Raw genomic sequence first — 16,297 nt, 5'->3', positions numbered from 1 at the left:
GCGATTTTTTTCGATTCTAAAGAAATAGATTTCATAGGTATTGCTCCTCATTTTGAGTGAGTGTCACTTTTCTAAGTGACGTTGAAAGGCTAGCCCAAAATAAAAATAACTAAAATTAAAAAATTAAGATCAAATGAGACATTAAATTTCTGACCTGTAAGAGATTGCCTACTTTCCATGTTTTGGCTTGCCCGATTAGCCCATCCAGCCTGCGCTGCCATGATGACTATCAGCGGCATGAAAAGTCTAAGCACGCCATAAGCCCCGCGTAGCCAGAGGTGGGCGGAGCGTTTATTCGCCATAGCAATGTGATTATCCAGATAAAACCGCAACTCGATTTTTGTCAGCTACGACTGACAGAAATTGGCCAAAAACTGCCTATCAGTGGAGATGGAAAATTCGCAAAATTAGTTCTCAGGCTTTCTCTCCATCCGCTTCGTAAAGTTTGCGCAACCGTTCGCTGCGAACCGCAGGCGCTTCAGGCCAGTAGCGCTCGGTCGACTGGTTAGACCGGGACAGTTACGCTGGGGCTTTGCATGCAGGGATAAGGGTATGACAGGGGTCTATAAAGGAAGCTGTCTATGTGCGGCCGTCAGTTATGAGCTATCACCCCACCTGAAGCCGTCAGTCATTGTCATTGCAGCCAGTGTCGCAAAGCTCATGGTGCCGCATTTGCTTCGTACGGCAGCGTTCCGCGTAGCGCGCTGCGAATACTCAGCGGTGCCCTGCATATTAAAACCTATGCTTCTTCAAAGAGGGTATCGCGCGAGTTCTGCGTGCACTGCGGTTCTGCCTTGTTCTGGTCACGATCTCAAGGTGAGTTTGCCAATTGGGTTTCAATAGCGCTGGGCACGCTCGATACGCCTTTCTCACCTCGAAAGCAGAAACAGGTTCATCTCGACTCCGCAGCACACTGGCACCGTTCATCCAACCCATGCCCTCCAATCGACTGAAGTCTTCCGGGTGAAAGTTGCCTGTCGTGCTGACCGCTTTTGTTGACGCAGATAGGCATTGACGTAAAATCGTCACCCCCAAAAATCAGCTTGCATAGTCAGAAGGAGCTCGGATGCAAAGGGTGATGATTGTTGGTCAACCTGGGTCTGGAAAAAGCACTTTGGCGCGTAAGCTTGGCCAGCGTACGGGGTTGCCGGTTGTTCATATCGACACTATCCACTGGCAGCCGGGGTGGATCGAGCGAAGTCGGGACGAGAAAACGCGGCTTTGTCTCGACGTTGAGGCCCGTGATTGCTGGATATTCGACGGTGGCCATTCAGCCACTTGGGACAACCGGATGGCCCGTGCAGATCTTTTAATATGGATTGATCGTTCGGCGCCGCTTCGATTCTTGCGCGTACTGCTCAGAACGCTGCTCCAACAGGGTAAGTCTCGGCCTGACTTGCCGGAGAACTGCCCCGAACTGCTGGCGAACCTGCCGGAGTTTTTCAAATTCATGTGGCGGACGAACCAATCAGCGCGAGCAAAGATGCAGCAACTCGTGGCAACTGCGCCATCAGCTTGCCGCGTGGTTCATCTGCGTTCTAATCGAGACACCAGGATTTTTCTCGCGGGCATTGGGAGTTCGGCAGGCCCAACTCCGTGAGATTGGTCGATGGTTGACTGCTTCACCAGGGAAACTGTTGGTTGCAAGTGGCGGCTCCTGGTCGAATGTTGCCGATCACGGGTGGCAGCTAATGGCTGACGTGAGTCATTTTGCAATTGACGATATAAGGTAGGCTCAAGCGAACACCTTCTCTATGGTGATTTGTTTTCGCGCTTCATTCCCGTACGACGCGTAGGAATGATCCTTGTCTCGGCGATGAACTTTTAACCCCGTATTGCCCGTCCAAGGTGGGAACCCTTCCAGATCAAGGATCGTCCATGACCTTTTTTATCTTCCTGCTCGCCTGCGCCGCTGCGGCCAGTACCGGTGTGATTTTCAAGCCGGGTGCCTGGTACGAGTCCCTCGTCAAACCCAGCTTTACCCCGCCCAATTGGCTATTCCCGGTCGCCTGGACGATTATCTATCTGCTGCTCGCCTGGGCCGGTTATCGCCTCAGTCTGATCCCTGGCAGTGAGCTGGTGCTGGCGCTGTGGGCGGCGCAGATTGCGTTGAACACGCTGTGGACGCCCGTGTTCTTCGGCGCCCATCGGCTGTTTGCCGGCATGGTGATTATTGTGTTGCTGTGGCTCACCGTGGCGGCGATGGTGGTGTTCGCGGTACGCCTGGACTTGATCACCGGCTTGATGCTGTTCCCTTACCTGGCGTGGCTGTGTGTGGCGGCGGCGTTGAATTTTTCGATTTTGCGGAATAACCGTTAATGGCCCATAAACACTGGCCCGCCTCCGAGGCCGAACTCGCGCAGATGCGCCGCTTCAACCAAAAGCTCGCGTGGATGCCGCGCTTCAAGATCCGCAACCGCGTTACCCCGCGTCTGATTCAGGCGCTGTTGCGCGTCAGTCAGAAGATCAAGCGCGCAACGCCGGCTGAGAGCAGGGTGGTGAATGGCGTGCCGGTGCGCATTTTGCGGCCAGCCGGCACGCCCAAGGGGGTGGTGCTGGATATCCACGGTGGCGGCTGGGTTATCGGCAATGCGCAGATGGACGACGCGCTGAATCTGGGCATGGTGCGGGCGTGCGATGTGACGGTGGTGTCGGTGGATTATCGGTTGGCGGTCGACACGCCGGTTGAGGGGCTGATGGACGACTGCCTCGCCGCCGCGCGGTGGCTGCTGACGGCCGATGAGTTTGCAGGCTTGCCGGTGTTTGTCGTGGGTGAGTCGGCCGGTGGGCATCTGGCGACCGCGACCTTGCTGACGCTCAAGCAATGGCCGGATCTGCTCAAGCGCGTGAGCGGGGCGGTGTTGTATTACGGGGTTTACGATTTGACCGGCACGCCGAGCGTGCGCACCGCCGGGCCGGACACCTTGCTGCTGGACGGCCCGGGAATGGTCGACGCACTGCGCCTGCTGACGCCGGGGTTGAATGATGAAGAACGCCGACAGGCGCCATTGTCGCCGCTGTATGGTGACTTTGACGGAATGCCGCCGGTGTTGATGTTCGTCGGGGAGCTGGATCCGCTGAAGGATGACACGCTGCAGATGGCTGAACGTTGGCCGGGGGCCGAGACCCATCTTCTGCCGGAATCTGCCCATGGGTTTATCCATTTTCCGGTGGCTATGGCGGAGGGTGTGTTGGTTTATAGCCGGCGCTGGATAACAGGAAGGATCGCTGCGTTAAGTTACTACGCTTGAAGCTTCACGTTGAGGTCCAAACGAAAACACCGGCGCAATGCCGGTGTTTTCAAATCCTCTGCTAGGGAAGGGTCGCTTCCAGATTGAATTTAACGATGTTGAGTTCTCCATCGATTTTAAAGTAGGCGGTGTTGTGAAAGTCGTAGATGGTCTCGCTTGTTTTTAGTTTGACGTGGTTGCCCGAAACCTCGCCAACGGCCTGTGTGCCTTTGGTCACAAGGAAGGGGGTTGCTGATCCGCTTTTCTTGAGCGCTTCGGCGTCACTGGGCTGCAGATCCATCAGGAAGTACCGATAAATAAACGGCACCGTTGCACCTCCTGAATCGTAAAGAACTTCGTAGATTGCGCCGCCATCGCTCACAGGAGTAACGGTAACGACCTTCGCCGGGTCCGGCCTGCTGGGCCCGCTTACGTAAATGTAAAGCGCTTGCCCTGAACAAATGGCAAGCAGCAGCCAGACGTACCACTTAATATCCTTTCGATTTTGCATACTCTATACCTGCCTTGATCCACAATTGGTCAACGGGATCGTCACCGTACGGTGCCTCTGACCACCACTTGTCAAACTCTTCCCTGGACGTGCCTGCCGCTGTTTGGGCCGCTCCAGCGGCCCGCAAAAAATTTCTGAATCAATAGCCTGCATATTTTTTTCATGCTGTTGATTGATTTGCGATTTCTTATCTGAAATCCATTTGTCGACGTTTTCTAACGCGCGAACGTAACTGCCGAGTATTTTATCTTCTTATTCAGTCGGCCTGCCCATAGTGGTTCTGCTAGGGTTGAAATCAGAGAGAAGTCACCACCTGGCAAAGGACACTGCGATGCGCGAATACACCGTCACCTACCTCTTCAACAACCAGCCCCGTACCCACACCTTCGAACTCAACCAACCCGAACTCCCCGATCACGACGCTGCCCTGCACCTGCTGGCCCTGCACCTGGGCGACGCCGAGAACAGCCTGATCATGCCGCCCGCCGATGCCACGTCAGAACAGATCCTCGCGCAAGCCGCCATCGTCGGCATCACCCGGATCCAGGTGGCATGAGCCCGCGCATCCAGGCCGTCACGTGATTTCTGGCTGCGCCAGGGCTTTGATCCCGTGTGGCAAACCACGCACATGCAGCGGCCAATAAATGCTTGACCCACCCATGGGAGGATTTCTGTCGGCGGCGGTCAGACTGACTAATACGCGCCCTTAAATCTGCTGGTGGTTCAATCCCGTGATTACGCATTCCTTCTTGTCGGGTGGCGGCGAGCTCGCCTCCCTGATCCAGTCCAGGGATTGGTCGGCAACGCCTTTGGGTCCGATCGAGCACTGGCCGCAGAGCCTGCGCACCACCGTCAGCCTGTGCCTGGCGTCGAACTTCCCGATCAATATCATCTGGGGGCCGGAGAACACGCAGATCTACAACGACGGCTACAAGGTGCTGTGTGGCGAGTCGCACCCGCGCGCGCTGGGCGAGGGTTACCACGTGACCTGGGCCAGCGCCTGGCCGGCCATCGGCGAGCCGTTCACGCGGGCGCTGGCAGGGGAGACCAGTTTTCTCGAAAACCAGCGTATGTTCCTCACGCGCAACGGTTACCTGGAAGAGACCTTCTTCACCTTTTCCACTTCGCCCATCCGCGATGAAACCGGCGGCATTGGCGGGCTGTTTCACCCGGTGACCGAAACCACCGTGACCATCCTGGCCGAGCGCCGCACCCGTGCGCTGCGTGACCTGACTGGCCGGCTGGCGGGTGCCGAGGACTTGCCTCAGCTGATCGCGCTGACGGTCGAGACACTGGCGACGTTCAACGTCGATATTCCCTTCCTGCTGTTTTACGCGCGGGAAGCCGACGGCTACCGCCTGGTGCAGCACGACGGCATTGGCGCAGATACCGCCGCATCACCGGCCTGGATCGGCCTGGATGACACCGCGCCATGGCCGTTGGGCGCGGCGTGCGTACAAAAGCGCACGCTGCAGGTGGACGACATCGAGGCATTGTTCGCCGGCATTGACTGCGGGCCGTACCCGGAATCACCGCTCACGGCTTTCGTGTTGCCGCTGGTGGTGCCGGACGATACGCAGACGCCGTTGATCCTGGTGGCCGGTGCCTCGCCGCGCCTGCCGATGAATGATATTTACCGCGGCTTTTTCGAGCTGTTGGGCGCTGCGCTCTCGGCGGCGCTGGCCACCGTGCGGGCGCGGGCTTACGAACGTCAACGCGCCGATGCCCTGGCTGCCATCGACCAGGTCAAGACCACCTTCTTTACCAATATCAGTCATGAATTCCGCACGCCGCTGACCCTGATGCTCGGGCCGCTGGAGCAGTCGCTGGCCCTGGGCGACGCGCTGCCTGCCGATGAGCGCGAGCGCGTGACCCTGGCTTATCGCAACGGCCAGCGCCTGCTCAAGCTGGTCAATGCGCTGCTGGAGTTTTCGCGCATCGAGGCCGGTCGCGCCCAGGCGTCCTACGAACCGGTGGACCTGCCCGAATTGACCGCCGACCTCGCCTCGAATTTTCGCTCGGCCTGCGAGCGTGCGGGCCTGGCGCTGATCATCGATACCACGCCGCTGCCCGAGGTGGCCTGCGTCGACCGGGACATGTGGGAAAAGGTGGTGCTGAACCTGATCTCCAACGCCTTCAAGTTCACCCTGGCCGGGCAGATTCGGGTCAGCGTCGAACCCGGCGCCGATGGCGCGAGTGCTCAGGTCAGTGTCACTGACACCGGCACCGGCATTGCGGCCGATGAACTGCCGCGCCTGTTCGAACGTTTCCACCAGATCGACAACCCCGCCGGTCGCTCGTTCGAAGGTTCGGGCATCGGCCTGGCGCTGGTGGATGAGCTGGTGCGCCTGCAGGGCGGCAGGCTTTCGGTGAGCAGTGAAGTCGGAGTGGGCAGCACCTTCACCATCACCTTGCCGCTGGGCAGCCGCCATGTGCCCAAACCGCTGCACAGCCCGGCGCTGCTGCACGGTTCCACCACCGACGTCAGCGCCTTTGTCGAAGAAGCTATGAGCTGGTTGCCCGACGCGCCGGCGCCGCAGGTGCAGGATGAGCCTGCCGCTGAACCGTTTGAAGAATGCGTGCTGCTGGCCGATGACAACGCCGACATGCGCGCCTATGTCTCCCGCCTGCTGCAAGCCGAAGGCCTGCGCGTGGAGACGGCGACCGATGGGCAGGCGGCGCTGGAGGCTGCGCGCGAGCGCTTGCCGCAGTTGATTCTTACCGACGTGATGATGCCGGTGCTCGATGGCTTTGGCCTGTTGCGCGCGGTGCGTGAGGACACGCGCCTGCAGGCGACCCCAGTGATTCTGCTGTCGGCCCGCGCGGGCGAAGAGGCCCTCGCCGAAGGCCTGGCGGCCGGCGCCGATGACTACCTGATCAAACCGTTTTCAGCGCGCGACCTGATCTCGCGTGTCACCTCGCAGCTGGCCCGTGCGCGCAACCGGCGCGAGGCCATGTTGCGCGAAAGTGAAGCGCGGCTGCGCCTGGCCATCGACGCCGGGCAGATCGGTGAATGGGAGCTGGACATCGGGGCCGACAGCTCGGTGCGGGCCGCCCGGCATGACCAGATCTTCGGCCACAGCAAGCCGGTTGAGCACTGGGGCATCGAAACCTTCATGTCCCATGTGTTGCCCGAGGACCGGCCCGAGGTGGAGGCGTCATTCAGGCGGGCGGCCGAGCAGGGCACCGGCTGGGATTTCCAGTGCCGCATCCGCCGCGCCGAGGACCAGCAGGTGCGCTGGATCCTGGCGCGCAGCACGCCGCAACTCGATGCTCAGGGCCGTACCCAGAAACTGTTCGGCCTGGTGCAGGACATCACCGATCAGAAACACGTCGAGTTGGGCATGCAGGCGCTCAACGAAACCCTGGAGCAGCGCATCACCGAGGCCATGGAAGAACGCAGCAAGGCCGAAGAGCAACTGCGCCAGGCGCAGAAACTCGAGGCCCTGGGCCAACTCACTGGCGGCGTGGCGCACGACTTCAACAACCTGTTGACGGTGATTCGCTCGTCTCTCGACCTGCTGGAACGCCCGGAACTGCCCGAGGTGCGGCGCAGCCGTTACCTGGCGGCCATCTCGGATACGGTCAATCGCGCAGCACGTCTTACCGGGCAACTGCTCGCCTTCGCACGGCGACAGGCGTTGAAGCCGCAGGCCTTCGATGTCAGCCAGAGCGTGACCTCGCTGGTGGAAATGATGGAGTCGCTGTGCGGCGCCCATATCCAGATCAGCACCGACCTGGCGCCCCAGGACTGTTGTGTGTACGCCGACTCCAGCCAGTTCGACTCGGCGCTGGTGAATGTGGCGGTCAACGCGCGGGATGCGATGAAGGGCGTTGGCCGTTTGACCATCGCCGTGGCGGCGGTCGACACCCTCCCTGCGCTGCGCGGCCAGCCACAGGTGCAAGGCGACTTCGTTGCAATCGCCATGCGCGACACCGGCAGCGGCATCCGGCCGGAGCATCTGGAGCGGATTTTCGAGCCGTTCTTCACCACCAAGAATGTGGGGCAGGGCACCGGGCTTGGCCTCAGCCAGGTGTTCGGCTTTGCCAAGCAATCGGGCGGCGAAGTGCGGGTGAGCACCGAACTGGGCCAGGGCTCGACCTTTACCCTGTACCTGCCCCGGGTCACCGCGCAACCACTGGAGCCCGATGTGCCGCTGGAGCCGGCGCTCCTCAGCGACGGCCAGGGCGGCCGCGTGCTGGTGGTGGAAGACAATATCGAAGTCGGCACCTTCGCCACCCAGGCCCTGGAAGAACTGGGCTATCAGGCTACCTGGGCGGTGAATGCCGAGCAGGCGCTCAAGTGTCTGACCGACGCCGCCGAGGATTTCGACGTGGTGTTTTCGGACGTGATGATGCCGGGCATGAATGGCCTGGAACTGGCCAAGGAGATCCAGCAGTTGTGGCCGGCGTTGCCGATTGTGCTCACCAGTGGCTACAGCCATGTGCTGGCGCAGCAAGGCACCCACGGCTTCGACTTGCTGCACAAGCCGTATTCCATTCACCAGTTGCTGCAGATCCTGCGCAAGGCTTGTGTGAAACAGGGGTCAGCTTGAGCGCAGGCGCAGGATCTGTGCGCCGTCGAACGGGTCGGTCAGGTAATGGCCCTGCACGCCGAAGGTGTCCTGCAACCGCTGTGGCGTGAGCACCTCCAGCGGTTTGCCCAGCGCCACCAGCCGTCCGCGATCCAGCACGGCGAGGCGGTCGCAGGTCAGCGCCTGGTTGAGGTCGTGCAGGGCAATCAGGGTGGTCACCGGTAACGCCTGCACGCCTTTGAGGATCGTCAGTTGGTGCTGGATGTCGAGGTGATTGGTCGGCTCATCCAGCAGCAGAATTTGTGGCCGTTGCGCCAGCGCACGGGCGATATGCACGCGCTGTCGCTCGCCGCCGGAGAGGCTGCGCCAGGCGCGCTGGCTGAGGTGGGTAGCATCCACGTCGTGCAGGGCCTGGTGCACGATGGCCTCGTCCTCGCTGGACCAGGGGCTTAGCGCCGACAGCCAGGGCGTGCGGCCCAGGGCCACGGCGTCGAACACGCCGATGGCGTCGTCGGTGTCGGCCTGTTGTTCCACCACTGCCAGTTGTTGCGCAATGACGCGGCGCGACAAGCTGCCCAGACGCTTGCCGCCCAGGCACACGTCGCCGCTGGCGGGCGTGCGCAAGCCGGCCAGCAGCTTGAGCAGGGTGGATTTGCCGGAGCCGTTCGGCCCGACGATGCCCAGGGTTTCCCCCGCCTGCACCTCCAGATCAATATCGTGCAGCAACTGCGCATCGCGCACCTTGAAGCCCAGGCCGCTGCAACTCAATACGCTCATCGCGCGTTTCTCCGGCCGATCAGGATCAACGCGAACACCGGTGCGCCAACCAGCGCGGTGACCACTCCGACCGGAATCACCTGGCCCTTGATCAGGCTGCGCGAGAGCACGTCCGCCGCGATCAGAAACAGCGCGCCGCCCAGAGCGCTGGCTGGCAGCAGCCGCGAATGCGCGGTGCCGAGCAGCAGGCGCACGGCGTGGGGAATCACCAGGCCGACAAAGCCGATGGCGCCGACAATCGATACCATCACCGCCGTCACCAGCGCGGCGCAGCCCACCAGCACGCATTGCACGCGGCGCACCGGAATGCCGAGGGAGGCCGCCGAGTCGCTGCCGAAGGTAAACGCATCCAGCGCGCGGCGGTGCCACAGGCACACGATCAGGCCGGCGACCGCCACCGGCACGGCCAGCCATACCGACGGCCAGCGCACGCCGCTGAGGTTGCCGAGCAGCCAGAACATGATGCCGCGCGCCTGTTCGGAGCTGGCCGATTTGGTGATCAGGAACGCGGTGAGCGCATTGAACAGCTGGGAACCGGCGATGCCCGCGAGGATGATCTGCCCGGTGCCGCGCGCCGAGCCACTGGCCCGTGCGAGCAGGGTCACCAGCGCGAACGCGGCCATGGCGCCGACAAATGCCCCCGCCGACAGTGAAATCAGCCCGCCGCCCACGCCGATCAGGGCGACCAGCACCGCGCCGGTGGAGGCGCCGGCGCTGATGCCCAGCAGGTACGGGTCGGCCAACGGGTTGCGCAGCAACGACTGCAGGATCACCCCGCAGGTCGCCAGCCCGGCCCCGCAGGCGGCGGCCACCAGCGCGCGGGTGAGGCGGTAGTTCCACACCACGCCCTCGTCGATGGGGTCGAGCACGTAGCCGGCCGCCCACAGTTTATTGGCCAGGACCTTGAGCACTACCTGCGGCGCGATGGCGGTTTCGCCGATGGCCACCCCGGCGAGCAGGGCGATCAGCAGCAGCGTGAGGGCGAGCAGGGTGCGCATCATTGGGGCAGGTCGTAGCCGTCGATGGCGCCGGCCAGTTGTTCAAGGCCGTCGAACATGCGGATGCTGGCCTGCAGCGCCAGGGCGTCGAGGACGATGATGCGGTTGTGTTTGACGGCGTCCATGTTGCGGGTCACCGGGTCGCTGCGCAGGAAGGCGAGTTTCTGTTGGTGGTCGTCGGCAGGGTAGCGGCGCCGGTCCATGCGTGCGATCACCAGAAAGGTCGGGTTGGCCTTGGCGATGGTTTCCCAGCCGACGGCGGGCCACTCCTCATCGGACTGCACCACATTGGACAGGCCCAGTGTGTGCAACATGAATTCGGGGATGCCCTTGTGGCCGGCCACGTAGGGATCGCTGGCCATCTCGGCGCTGGAGAACCACACCAGCGCGCTGGCCTGCTTCAAGCCTTTGCCTTGCGCGGTGGCGACGGATTTGGCCAGGCGTGCCTTGAGTTCGTCGTTGAGCTGTTGACCGCGTGCCTGCACGTCGAAGATCTCGGCCAACTGGCTGATGCTCTTGTAGATCGTGTCGATGCGAAACGGCTCCAGCCGCGTGCCGTCGGCGCCCACTAGGTTGTCCTTGCCTTCGCAGTCCGACGGCAGCAGGTAGGTGGGGATGTTCAGTTCATGAAACTGCTCGCGGGTGCCTACCACGCCTTGTGCGCCGACCACCCATTCCAGCTCGGCGGCCACCAGCTGCGGGCGCTTGGCGATGACGGATTCGAAGCTCGGCTCGTTGTTGGCCAGGCGCTCGATGCCATCGTTGAGGGTCTTGTACTGCGCCAGCACGTTGTTGAACCACAGCGAGGTGCCAACCACTTTGTCACCGACGCCCAGGGCATAAAGCATCTCGGTGGCGGCCTGGCCGATGGTCACGCTGCGTGCGGGGGCCTGGGCGAAGCTGATGTGGCTGCCGCAGTTTTCCAGAGTCAGCGGGTAGTGGGTCGGCGCGGCGTGGGCCTCCGCAACGGACAGCCCGAGGCCGATCATCAAGGCGGTAACGCGTGGCAGCATGGGGGCAATCTCCGTTTGAACCGTTGGCGAAACCCCAATGAGTCCCGTCCGGGAAACGGCGCGGTATGGTAGTGCATGGCGGGGTGGGCGGGAAGATGGGCGGCTGCTCTCAACAGCAGACCGCTTCCATTGTGGAGAGCGGGTTTGCCCTGTGGCGAGCAGGCTTGCCCTGCGTTGGGCTGCGCAGCAGCCCCTGTAATTAAGAATGCGGTGTGTCAGAAACTTCGCGGAGTCAGGTTTTTAGGGCTGCTGCGCAGCCCAACGCAGGGCAAGCCTGCTCGCCACAGGGCAGGTGCGCTATCGGCGATGAATCACAAACGAATATCTTCCGGGCCGCGAATCAGCGCTTCAATGCGTGTGCCTGTGGCGCGTTCTTCGTTGCTGAAGCCGTCGTAATCGGCCAGGTTGCCGAAGCGAACGCCGGTCAGGTGTTCTATCTGAAGCACGCTGCGCTGGTAGGTCCGCAGCTGTCCGAACACCAGGTCGAGTTGGCCCAGTTCCCGGCTCTGGTCGATCATGTACGCGCTGGCTGAGGGCTTGCCATCATCGCCGAGGTAGGCGACGACTTTCCAGAAGGCCTTGGGAATCCGGATGCCCCGGTAAAGGCGGTCGTCTTCGCCGAACACCGGGCCGGTAAACACCGTGGCCCGGGCTTTCCAGCGCTGGGTGTTGTCGAGGATATAGTCTTCGAGTTCCAGCCAGGTCTTCTGGTTGAAGCCGCTCATCTGCGGCGAGCAGTTGGTGAAATGGAAGGTGTCGACGTTGGCGGTGGCGGCCTCGGCGCCCCAGTTGGGGTCCTGGCGTCGCACCAGGTGGCCACGGTCCAGGCCATTGCTGGCGTAGAGCTCCTCACCGACCTGGGCCTCGACGGGCAAGCGGCCATCGTAGGCCCAGGTGTCGTTGCTGCGCACGATGTCCACGTGTTGCGCGCCGTCGATATTGACGCCGACGTAGAAGGCCAGGCGCCTGGAACGCGACATCGTGATGGAAAAATGCGTGTAGTCCAGGCGCTTTGGCTGCACATCATCGGCCAGGGCCTGGTCAACCGTGGGCCAGGGCACTTCGAAGCCGCCAAGAAAATCCTCGGCGTAGCCGGTGCGGTTTTTCAGGTCCTTGGCGGCAGTGATGCGCGGGGTTGCCGCCCGCGCCTGCAGCAGGGAAGGGCTGGCCGTGACCAGCGGGCGCAGATCGCCAAGGCGGGGACGGTGTGACAGGTCGATTTTGCGGGTGCGGGGTGGCATGGACTGCTCCTTGCGGGCCTGGAATAAACACTACTGCAACACAGGTTCATGACAATTTAGGCCAGTTTCCGTCGGCAGGACTATCCTGAAACGGTTATTGGGAGTTCATCACACGTCAAAAGGGAGCCAGCTTATGTGTATTCGCCATCCCCGCAACCCGATCTTCTGCCTGATCCCGCCGTACATGCTCGATCAGATCGCGCGCCACGGCGATAAAGCCCAACGCGAAATCGCGCTGCGCACGCGCGCCAAGGACAGCACGTTCCGCTCGTTGCGCATGCTTGCCGTGCCCGCCAAGGGCACCGCGCACATGGCCTTGGCCATGGCCGCGGAAAAACGCCGCTCCATCTACAGCGCCGACGGCACCGATACCCTGCCGGGCAAGCTGATCCGCAGTGAAGGGCAGCCTGCCAGCGGCGATGCGGCAGTGGACGAGGCCTACGACGGCCTGGGCGCGACCTTCGATTTTTTCGACGAGGTGTTCGACCGCAACTCCATCGACGATTCCGGCATGGCGCTGGACGCCACGGTTCACTTTGGCCAGGCCTATAACAATGCGTTCTGGAACTCGACCCAGATGGTGTTCGGCGATGGTGACCAGCAGCTGTTCAACCGCTTCACCATTGCGCTCGACGTGATCGGCCATGAGTTGGCTCACGGCGTCACCGAGGACGAAGCCAAGCTGATGTACTTCAACCAGTCCGGGGCGTTGAACGAGTCGCTGTCGGACGTGTTCGGCTCGCTGATCAAGCAGTACGCGTTGAAGCAGAAGGCCGAGGAAGCCGACTGGTTGATCGGCAAGGGGCTGTTCACCAAAAAGATCAAGGGCACTGCGCTGCGCTCGATGAAAGCACCGGGCACCGCGTTTGATGACGCCCTGTTGGGCAAGGACCCGCAGCCCGGGCATATGGATGACTTTGTGCATACCTATGATGACAACGGCGGCGTGCACATCAATTCGGGTATTCCCAACCATGCGTTCTATCAGGTCGCGACGAAGATCGGCGGGTTTGCCTGGGAGCGTGCCGGTCGCATCTGGTACGACGCCTTGCGCGATGCACGGCTGCGGCCGAACTCGGGGTTTCTGCGTTTCGCGCGCGTCACCTATGATGTGGCCGGTCGCCTGTACGGCGCCAACAAGGACGAGCAGAAGGCAGTCAAGGCAGGCTGGAAAGCGGTGGGTATCAACGTCTGACAAACCGCCTGGGCGGTGAGGAACAGCCATGCGAATTTCGATCAAGGAAAACGGAGGCCCGGCATTTTTTCCGGGCCTGGCCAAACCTCGCAGCGTCGAGCTGGATGCGCTGCCGGAGCCGGATCAGCAGGAGCTGCGCCAACTGATCCAGGCGTCGGATTTCTTCAAGTTGCCGCAAAGCAATGCCCCGGAGCCCGGCAAGCCGGGCCAGGTGCACTACACCCTGACCGTCACGGAGGGCGAGCGCGAGCACACGGTGTGCGTGCTCGCGCCGGTCAAGTCCCAGGCGCTGGATGGGCTGGTGCAGTGTGTGAGGCGCCACAGCCGATCTTGAGGTGATGTGCGGTCACTTGCGATCCAGCCACACGGTCTGTGCGTTGCAGAACTCGCGCACGCCAAAGTGCGACAGCTCGCGGCCGAACCCGCTTTTCTTCACCCCGCCAAACGCCACGCGGGGGTCGGAGACGCTGAACGCATTGACGAACACGCCGCCGGTTTCCAGCTCGTCGGTGATCGCCCGTGCCTTGTCCGCGTCGCGGGTGAAGATGCTGGCCGTGAGGCCGAACTCGCTGTCGTTGGCCAGCGCCACGGCATGCTCGGCGTCGCGGGCGGTGATGATCGAGGCCACCGGGCCGAACAGTTCCTGTTTGAATGAGGTCATCTGGTCGGTGACGTCGGCCAGGACGGTCGGCGCGTAGTAGTTGCCGGCGCCGTCGATTTTATGGCCGCCCAGCAGCAGGGTTGCACCTTGCGCGAGCGTGGCCTGCACCTGGCCGTGCAGTTCGTCGCGCAGGTCGAAGCGGGCCATTGGGCCGATGTAGGTGGCGGCGGAGGTCGGGTCGCCCATCACCAGGGCGCGGCTGGCTTCGAGGAATTTTTCGGTGAAGGCCTGAACTACGCCCTCTTCGATGATCAGGCGCTTGGCGGCGGCGCAAACCTGGCCGCTGTTCTGGAAGCGGCCGATGAGGGCGGCTTGCACGGCGGCGTCGAGGTCGGCGTCGTTGAGCACGATGAAAGGGTCGGAGCCGCCCAGTTCCAGCACGCATTTTTTCAGCGCCGCACCGGCCTGGGAGCCGATGGCCATGCCGGCGCGCACGCTGCCAGTGAGGGTGACAGCAGCTATGCGCGGGTCGGCAATGGCCTTGGACACGCCGTCCTGGGTCACGTTAATCACTTCGAACAGGCCTTCGGCGAAGCCGGCGGTGTGCAATGCCTGCTGGATCAGGTAGGCGCTGCCCATCACGTTCGGCGCGTGTTTGAGCACGTAGGTATTGCCGGCCAGCAGGCTCGGCACGGCGCCGCGCAGCACTTGCCACACTGGGAAGTTCCACGGCATCACCGCAAGGATAGGGCCCAGCGGGCGGTACTCGATGCGCGCGCTGCCGTTGTCCACCAGGGTCGGTTCCGAGGCGAGCATGGCCGGGCCGTGGGCGGCGTACCACTCGGTCATCAGCGCACATTTTTCGATTTCGGCGCGGGCCTGGGCGATGGGTTTGCCCATTTCCCGGGTGATCATCTGCGCCATGGTTTCGGCCTGCTCGCGCAGGGCGCGGGCCAGGGCCAGCAGCCGTTCGGCGCGCTGGCTCACAGGCTGGCGGCGCCAGGTGCGGAAGGCGGCGGTAGCACGGTCGAGCGCGGCATCCAGTTGCGCCTGGGTTTCGTACGGGTAGCTGCCGATGGTTTCGCCGTTGGCGGGATTGATCGACAGGGCGTGAGTGTTGGAGGAAATAGCGTTCATGGCACCGTCCAGCTGAATGAGTGAATGACGCCAGCCTACGGGGCTGTATGTTTTCTTGAAAGTGAATAATATTAAGCAATACGTTCACGATTGGAGAATGGTGTGGATCTGGTGCAGCTGGAAATTTTCAAGGCCGTGGCCGAGCAGGGCAGTATCAGCGCGGCCGCGCAGTTGATTCATCGCGTGCCGTCGAACCTGACCACACGCATCAAGCAACTGGAGCAGGACCTGGGCGTGGAGTTGTTTATCCGCGAAAAAAGCCGCCTGCGCCTGTCGCCGGCCGGCTGGAATTTCCTTGGCTACGCGCGGCGCATCCTCGATCTGGTGCAGGAAGCCCGGGCGACGGTGGCGGGGGAGGAGCCCCAGGGCGCGTTTGCGCTGGGCTCGCTGGAAAGCACGGCGGCGGTGCGAATTCCGGCGCTGCTTGCGGTTTATAACCAGAGGTATGCCAAGGTCGAGCTGGACCTGAGCACCGGACCGTCGGGCACGATGATCGAAGGGGTGCTGTCCGGCCGGCTGGCGGCGGCGTTCGTCGATGGGCCGGTGCTGCACGCGACCCTTGAAGGCGTGGCGGTGTTCGAGGAGGAAATGGTGGTGATCGCGCCGCTGCACCACGCGCCGATCAGCCGGGGGCGGGACGTGAATGGCGAGAATATCTATACGTTTCGTTCGAACTGTTCCTACCGGCACCACTTTGAGCGCTGGTTCTCACACGATGGCGCGGTGCCGGGCAAGATTTTCGAGATGGAGTCGTACCACGGCATGCTGGCCTGCGTCAGCGCCGGCGCGGGCCTGGCGCTGATGCCGCGCAGCATGCTGGAAAGCATGCCGGGGTTTGCGGCGGTGAGCGTGTGGCCGCTGGCAGACGGGTTTCGCATGCTCAACACCTGGCTGATCTGGCGACGCGGCACCGTGTCCCAGAGCCTGAACAGCTTCGTGCGGTTACTGGAGGAACGCGCAACCTGAGCTATTTCAGGCAATCCTATCCCTGTGGTTCAGGCAATCCGATCCCTGTGGCGAGCGGGCTTGCCCCGCGTTGGGGTGCGAAGCGCCCCCAAT

At 62.3% G+C, this 16,297-nt stretch carries 14 protein-coding genes and 1 pseudogene; 9 read left to right on the top strand and 6 right to left on the bottom strand.

Features of this window, described 5'->3' with window-relative positions; all coding sequences use genetic code 11:
• The first annotated feature begins 552 nt into the window (after nt 1-552).
• From VRB54_RS15750 to VRB54_RS15735, 4 genes and pseudogenes are all read left to right on the top strand, one after another.
• Nucleotides 553-953, top strand: a pseudogene (locus VRB54_RS15750) (GFA family protein).
• 113 nt (nt 954-1,066) lie between these two features.
• A complete protein-coding gene (locus VRB54_RS15745; protein WP_338477920.1) occupies nt 1,067-1,600 on the top strand; it encodes an AAA family ATPase in 534 nt (177 codons plus the stop codon).
• A 278-nt stretch (nt 1,601-1,878) separates the two neighbouring features.
• Nucleotides 1,879-2,319: a tryptophan-rich sensory protein TspO gene (tspO, locus tag VRB54_RS15740; protein ID WP_003234380.1), complete on the top strand. Its 441-nt coding sequence runs from the start codon at nt 1,879-1,881 to the stop codon at nt 2,317-2,319.
• Nucleotides 2,319-3,251, top strand: coding sequence for an alpha/beta hydrolase (locus VRB54_RS15735; protein WP_338477919.1), 933 nt, complete (start codon nt 2,319-2,321; stop codon nt 3,249-3,251). The genes tspO and VRB54_RS15735 overlap by 1 nt, the downstream gene beginning before the upstream one ends.
• A 61-nt stretch (nt 3,252-3,312) precedes the next feature.
• Here VRB54_RS15735 and VRB54_RS15730 read toward each other — a convergent pair whose 3' ends face one another.
• On the bottom strand, nt 3,313-3,741 hold the full coding sequence (locus VRB54_RS15730) for a hypothetical protein (RefSeq protein WP_338477918.1): 429 nt from the start codon (nt 3,739-3,741) through the stop codon (nt 3,313-3,315).
• Nucleotides 3,742-4,072: 331 nt separating this feature from the next.
• On the opposite strand from VRB54_RS15730, the gene VRB54_RS15725 reads away from it, so the two are divergent.
• Both VRB54_RS15725 and VRB54_RS15720 read left to right on the top strand, forming a co-directional pair.
• Nucleotides 4,073-4,297: a hypothetical protein gene (locus VRB54_RS15725; RefSeq protein WP_338477917.1), complete on the top strand. Its 225-nt coding sequence runs from the start codon at nt 4,073-4,075 to the stop codon at nt 4,295-4,297.
• 175 nt (nt 4,298-4,472) lie between these two features.
• On the top strand, nt 4,473-8,297 hold the full coding sequence (locus VRB54_RS15720) for an ATP-binding protein (protein ID WP_338477916.1): 3,825 nt from the start codon (nt 4,473-4,475) through the stop codon (nt 8,295-8,297).
• Here the strand turns inward: VRB54_RS15720 and VRB54_RS15715 are convergent.
• The 4 genes from VRB54_RS15715 to VRB54_RS15700 form a co-directional block, all read right to left on the bottom strand.
• Nucleotides 8,289-9,053, bottom strand: a complete 765-nt coding sequence (locus VRB54_RS15715; protein ID WP_338477915.1) for an ABC transporter ATP-binding protein — start codon at nt 9,051-9,053, stop codon at nt 8,289-8,291. The two genes, VRB54_RS15720 and VRB54_RS15715, sit on opposite strands and share 9 nt — an antisense overlap.
• Nucleotides 9,050-10,054, bottom strand: coding sequence for a FecCD family ABC transporter permease (locus tag VRB54_RS15710; RefSeq protein ID WP_057008049.1), 1,005 nt, complete (start codon nt 10,052-10,054; stop codon nt 9,050-9,052). Before VRB54_RS15710 ends, VRB54_RS15715 begins: the two co-directional genes overlap by 4 nt.
• Nucleotides 10,051-11,064, bottom strand: coding sequence for an ABC transporter substrate-binding protein (locus tag VRB54_RS15705; RefSeq protein WP_231423073.1), 1,014 nt, complete (start codon nt 11,062-11,064; stop codon nt 10,051-10,053). The genes VRB54_RS15710 and VRB54_RS15705 overlap by 4 nt, the downstream gene beginning before the upstream one ends.
• Nucleotides 11,065-11,375: 311 nt before the next feature.
• Nucleotides 11,376-12,305 (bottom strand): DNA/RNA non-specific endonuclease, encoded by a 930-nt coding sequence (locus VRB54_RS15700; RefSeq protein WP_338477914.1) that lies wholly within the window; start codon nt 12,303-12,305, stop codon nt 11,376-11,378.
• A 133-nt stretch (nt 12,306-12,438) separates the two neighbouring features.
• On the opposite strand from VRB54_RS15700, the gene VRB54_RS15695 reads away from it, so the two are divergent.
• Nucleotides 12,439-13,500: a M4 family metallopeptidase gene (locus VRB54_RS15695; protein WP_338477913.1), complete on the top strand. Its 1,062-nt coding sequence runs from the start codon at nt 12,439-12,441 to the stop codon at nt 13,498-13,500.
• A 28-nt stretch (nt 13,501-13,528) separates the two neighbouring features.
• The gene (locus tag VRB54_RS15690) at nt 13,529-13,834 is read left to right on the top strand and encodes a protealysin inhibitor emfourin (protein ID WP_209983207.1); all 306 of its coding nucleotides are present in this window, start codon (nt 13,529-13,531) and stop codon (nt 13,832-13,834) included.
• Nucleotides 13,835-13,846: 12 nt separating this feature from the next.
• Here the strand turns inward: VRB54_RS15690 and VRB54_RS15685 are convergent, their stop codons facing one another.
• A complete protein-coding gene (locus tag VRB54_RS15685) occupies nt 13,847-15,238 on the bottom strand; it encodes an aldehyde dehydrogenase family protein (RefSeq protein WP_338477912.1) in 1,392 nt (463 codons plus the stop codon).
• A 102-nt stretch (nt 15,239-15,340) separates the two neighbouring features.
• On the opposite strand from VRB54_RS15685, the gene ptrR reads away from it, so the two are divergent.
• Entirely contained in the window at nt 15,341-16,204 is an 864-nt protein-coding gene (gene ptrR / locus VRB54_RS15680; protein WP_338477911.1) for a putrescine utilization regulator PtrR, read from the top strand.
• The last annotated feature ends 93 nt before the right edge of the window (nt 16,205-16,297 follow it).

Origin of the sequence: Pseudomonas trivialis (assembly GCF_036864995.1) — a bacterium.
Taxonomy (GTDB): domain Bacteria; phylum Pseudomonadota; class Gammaproteobacteria; order Pseudomonadales; family Pseudomonadaceae; genus Aquipseudomonas; species Aquipseudomonas trivialis.
Note: the sequence above shows the minus strand (reverse complement) of the source record. Positions and strands in the feature narration are given on the sequence as shown.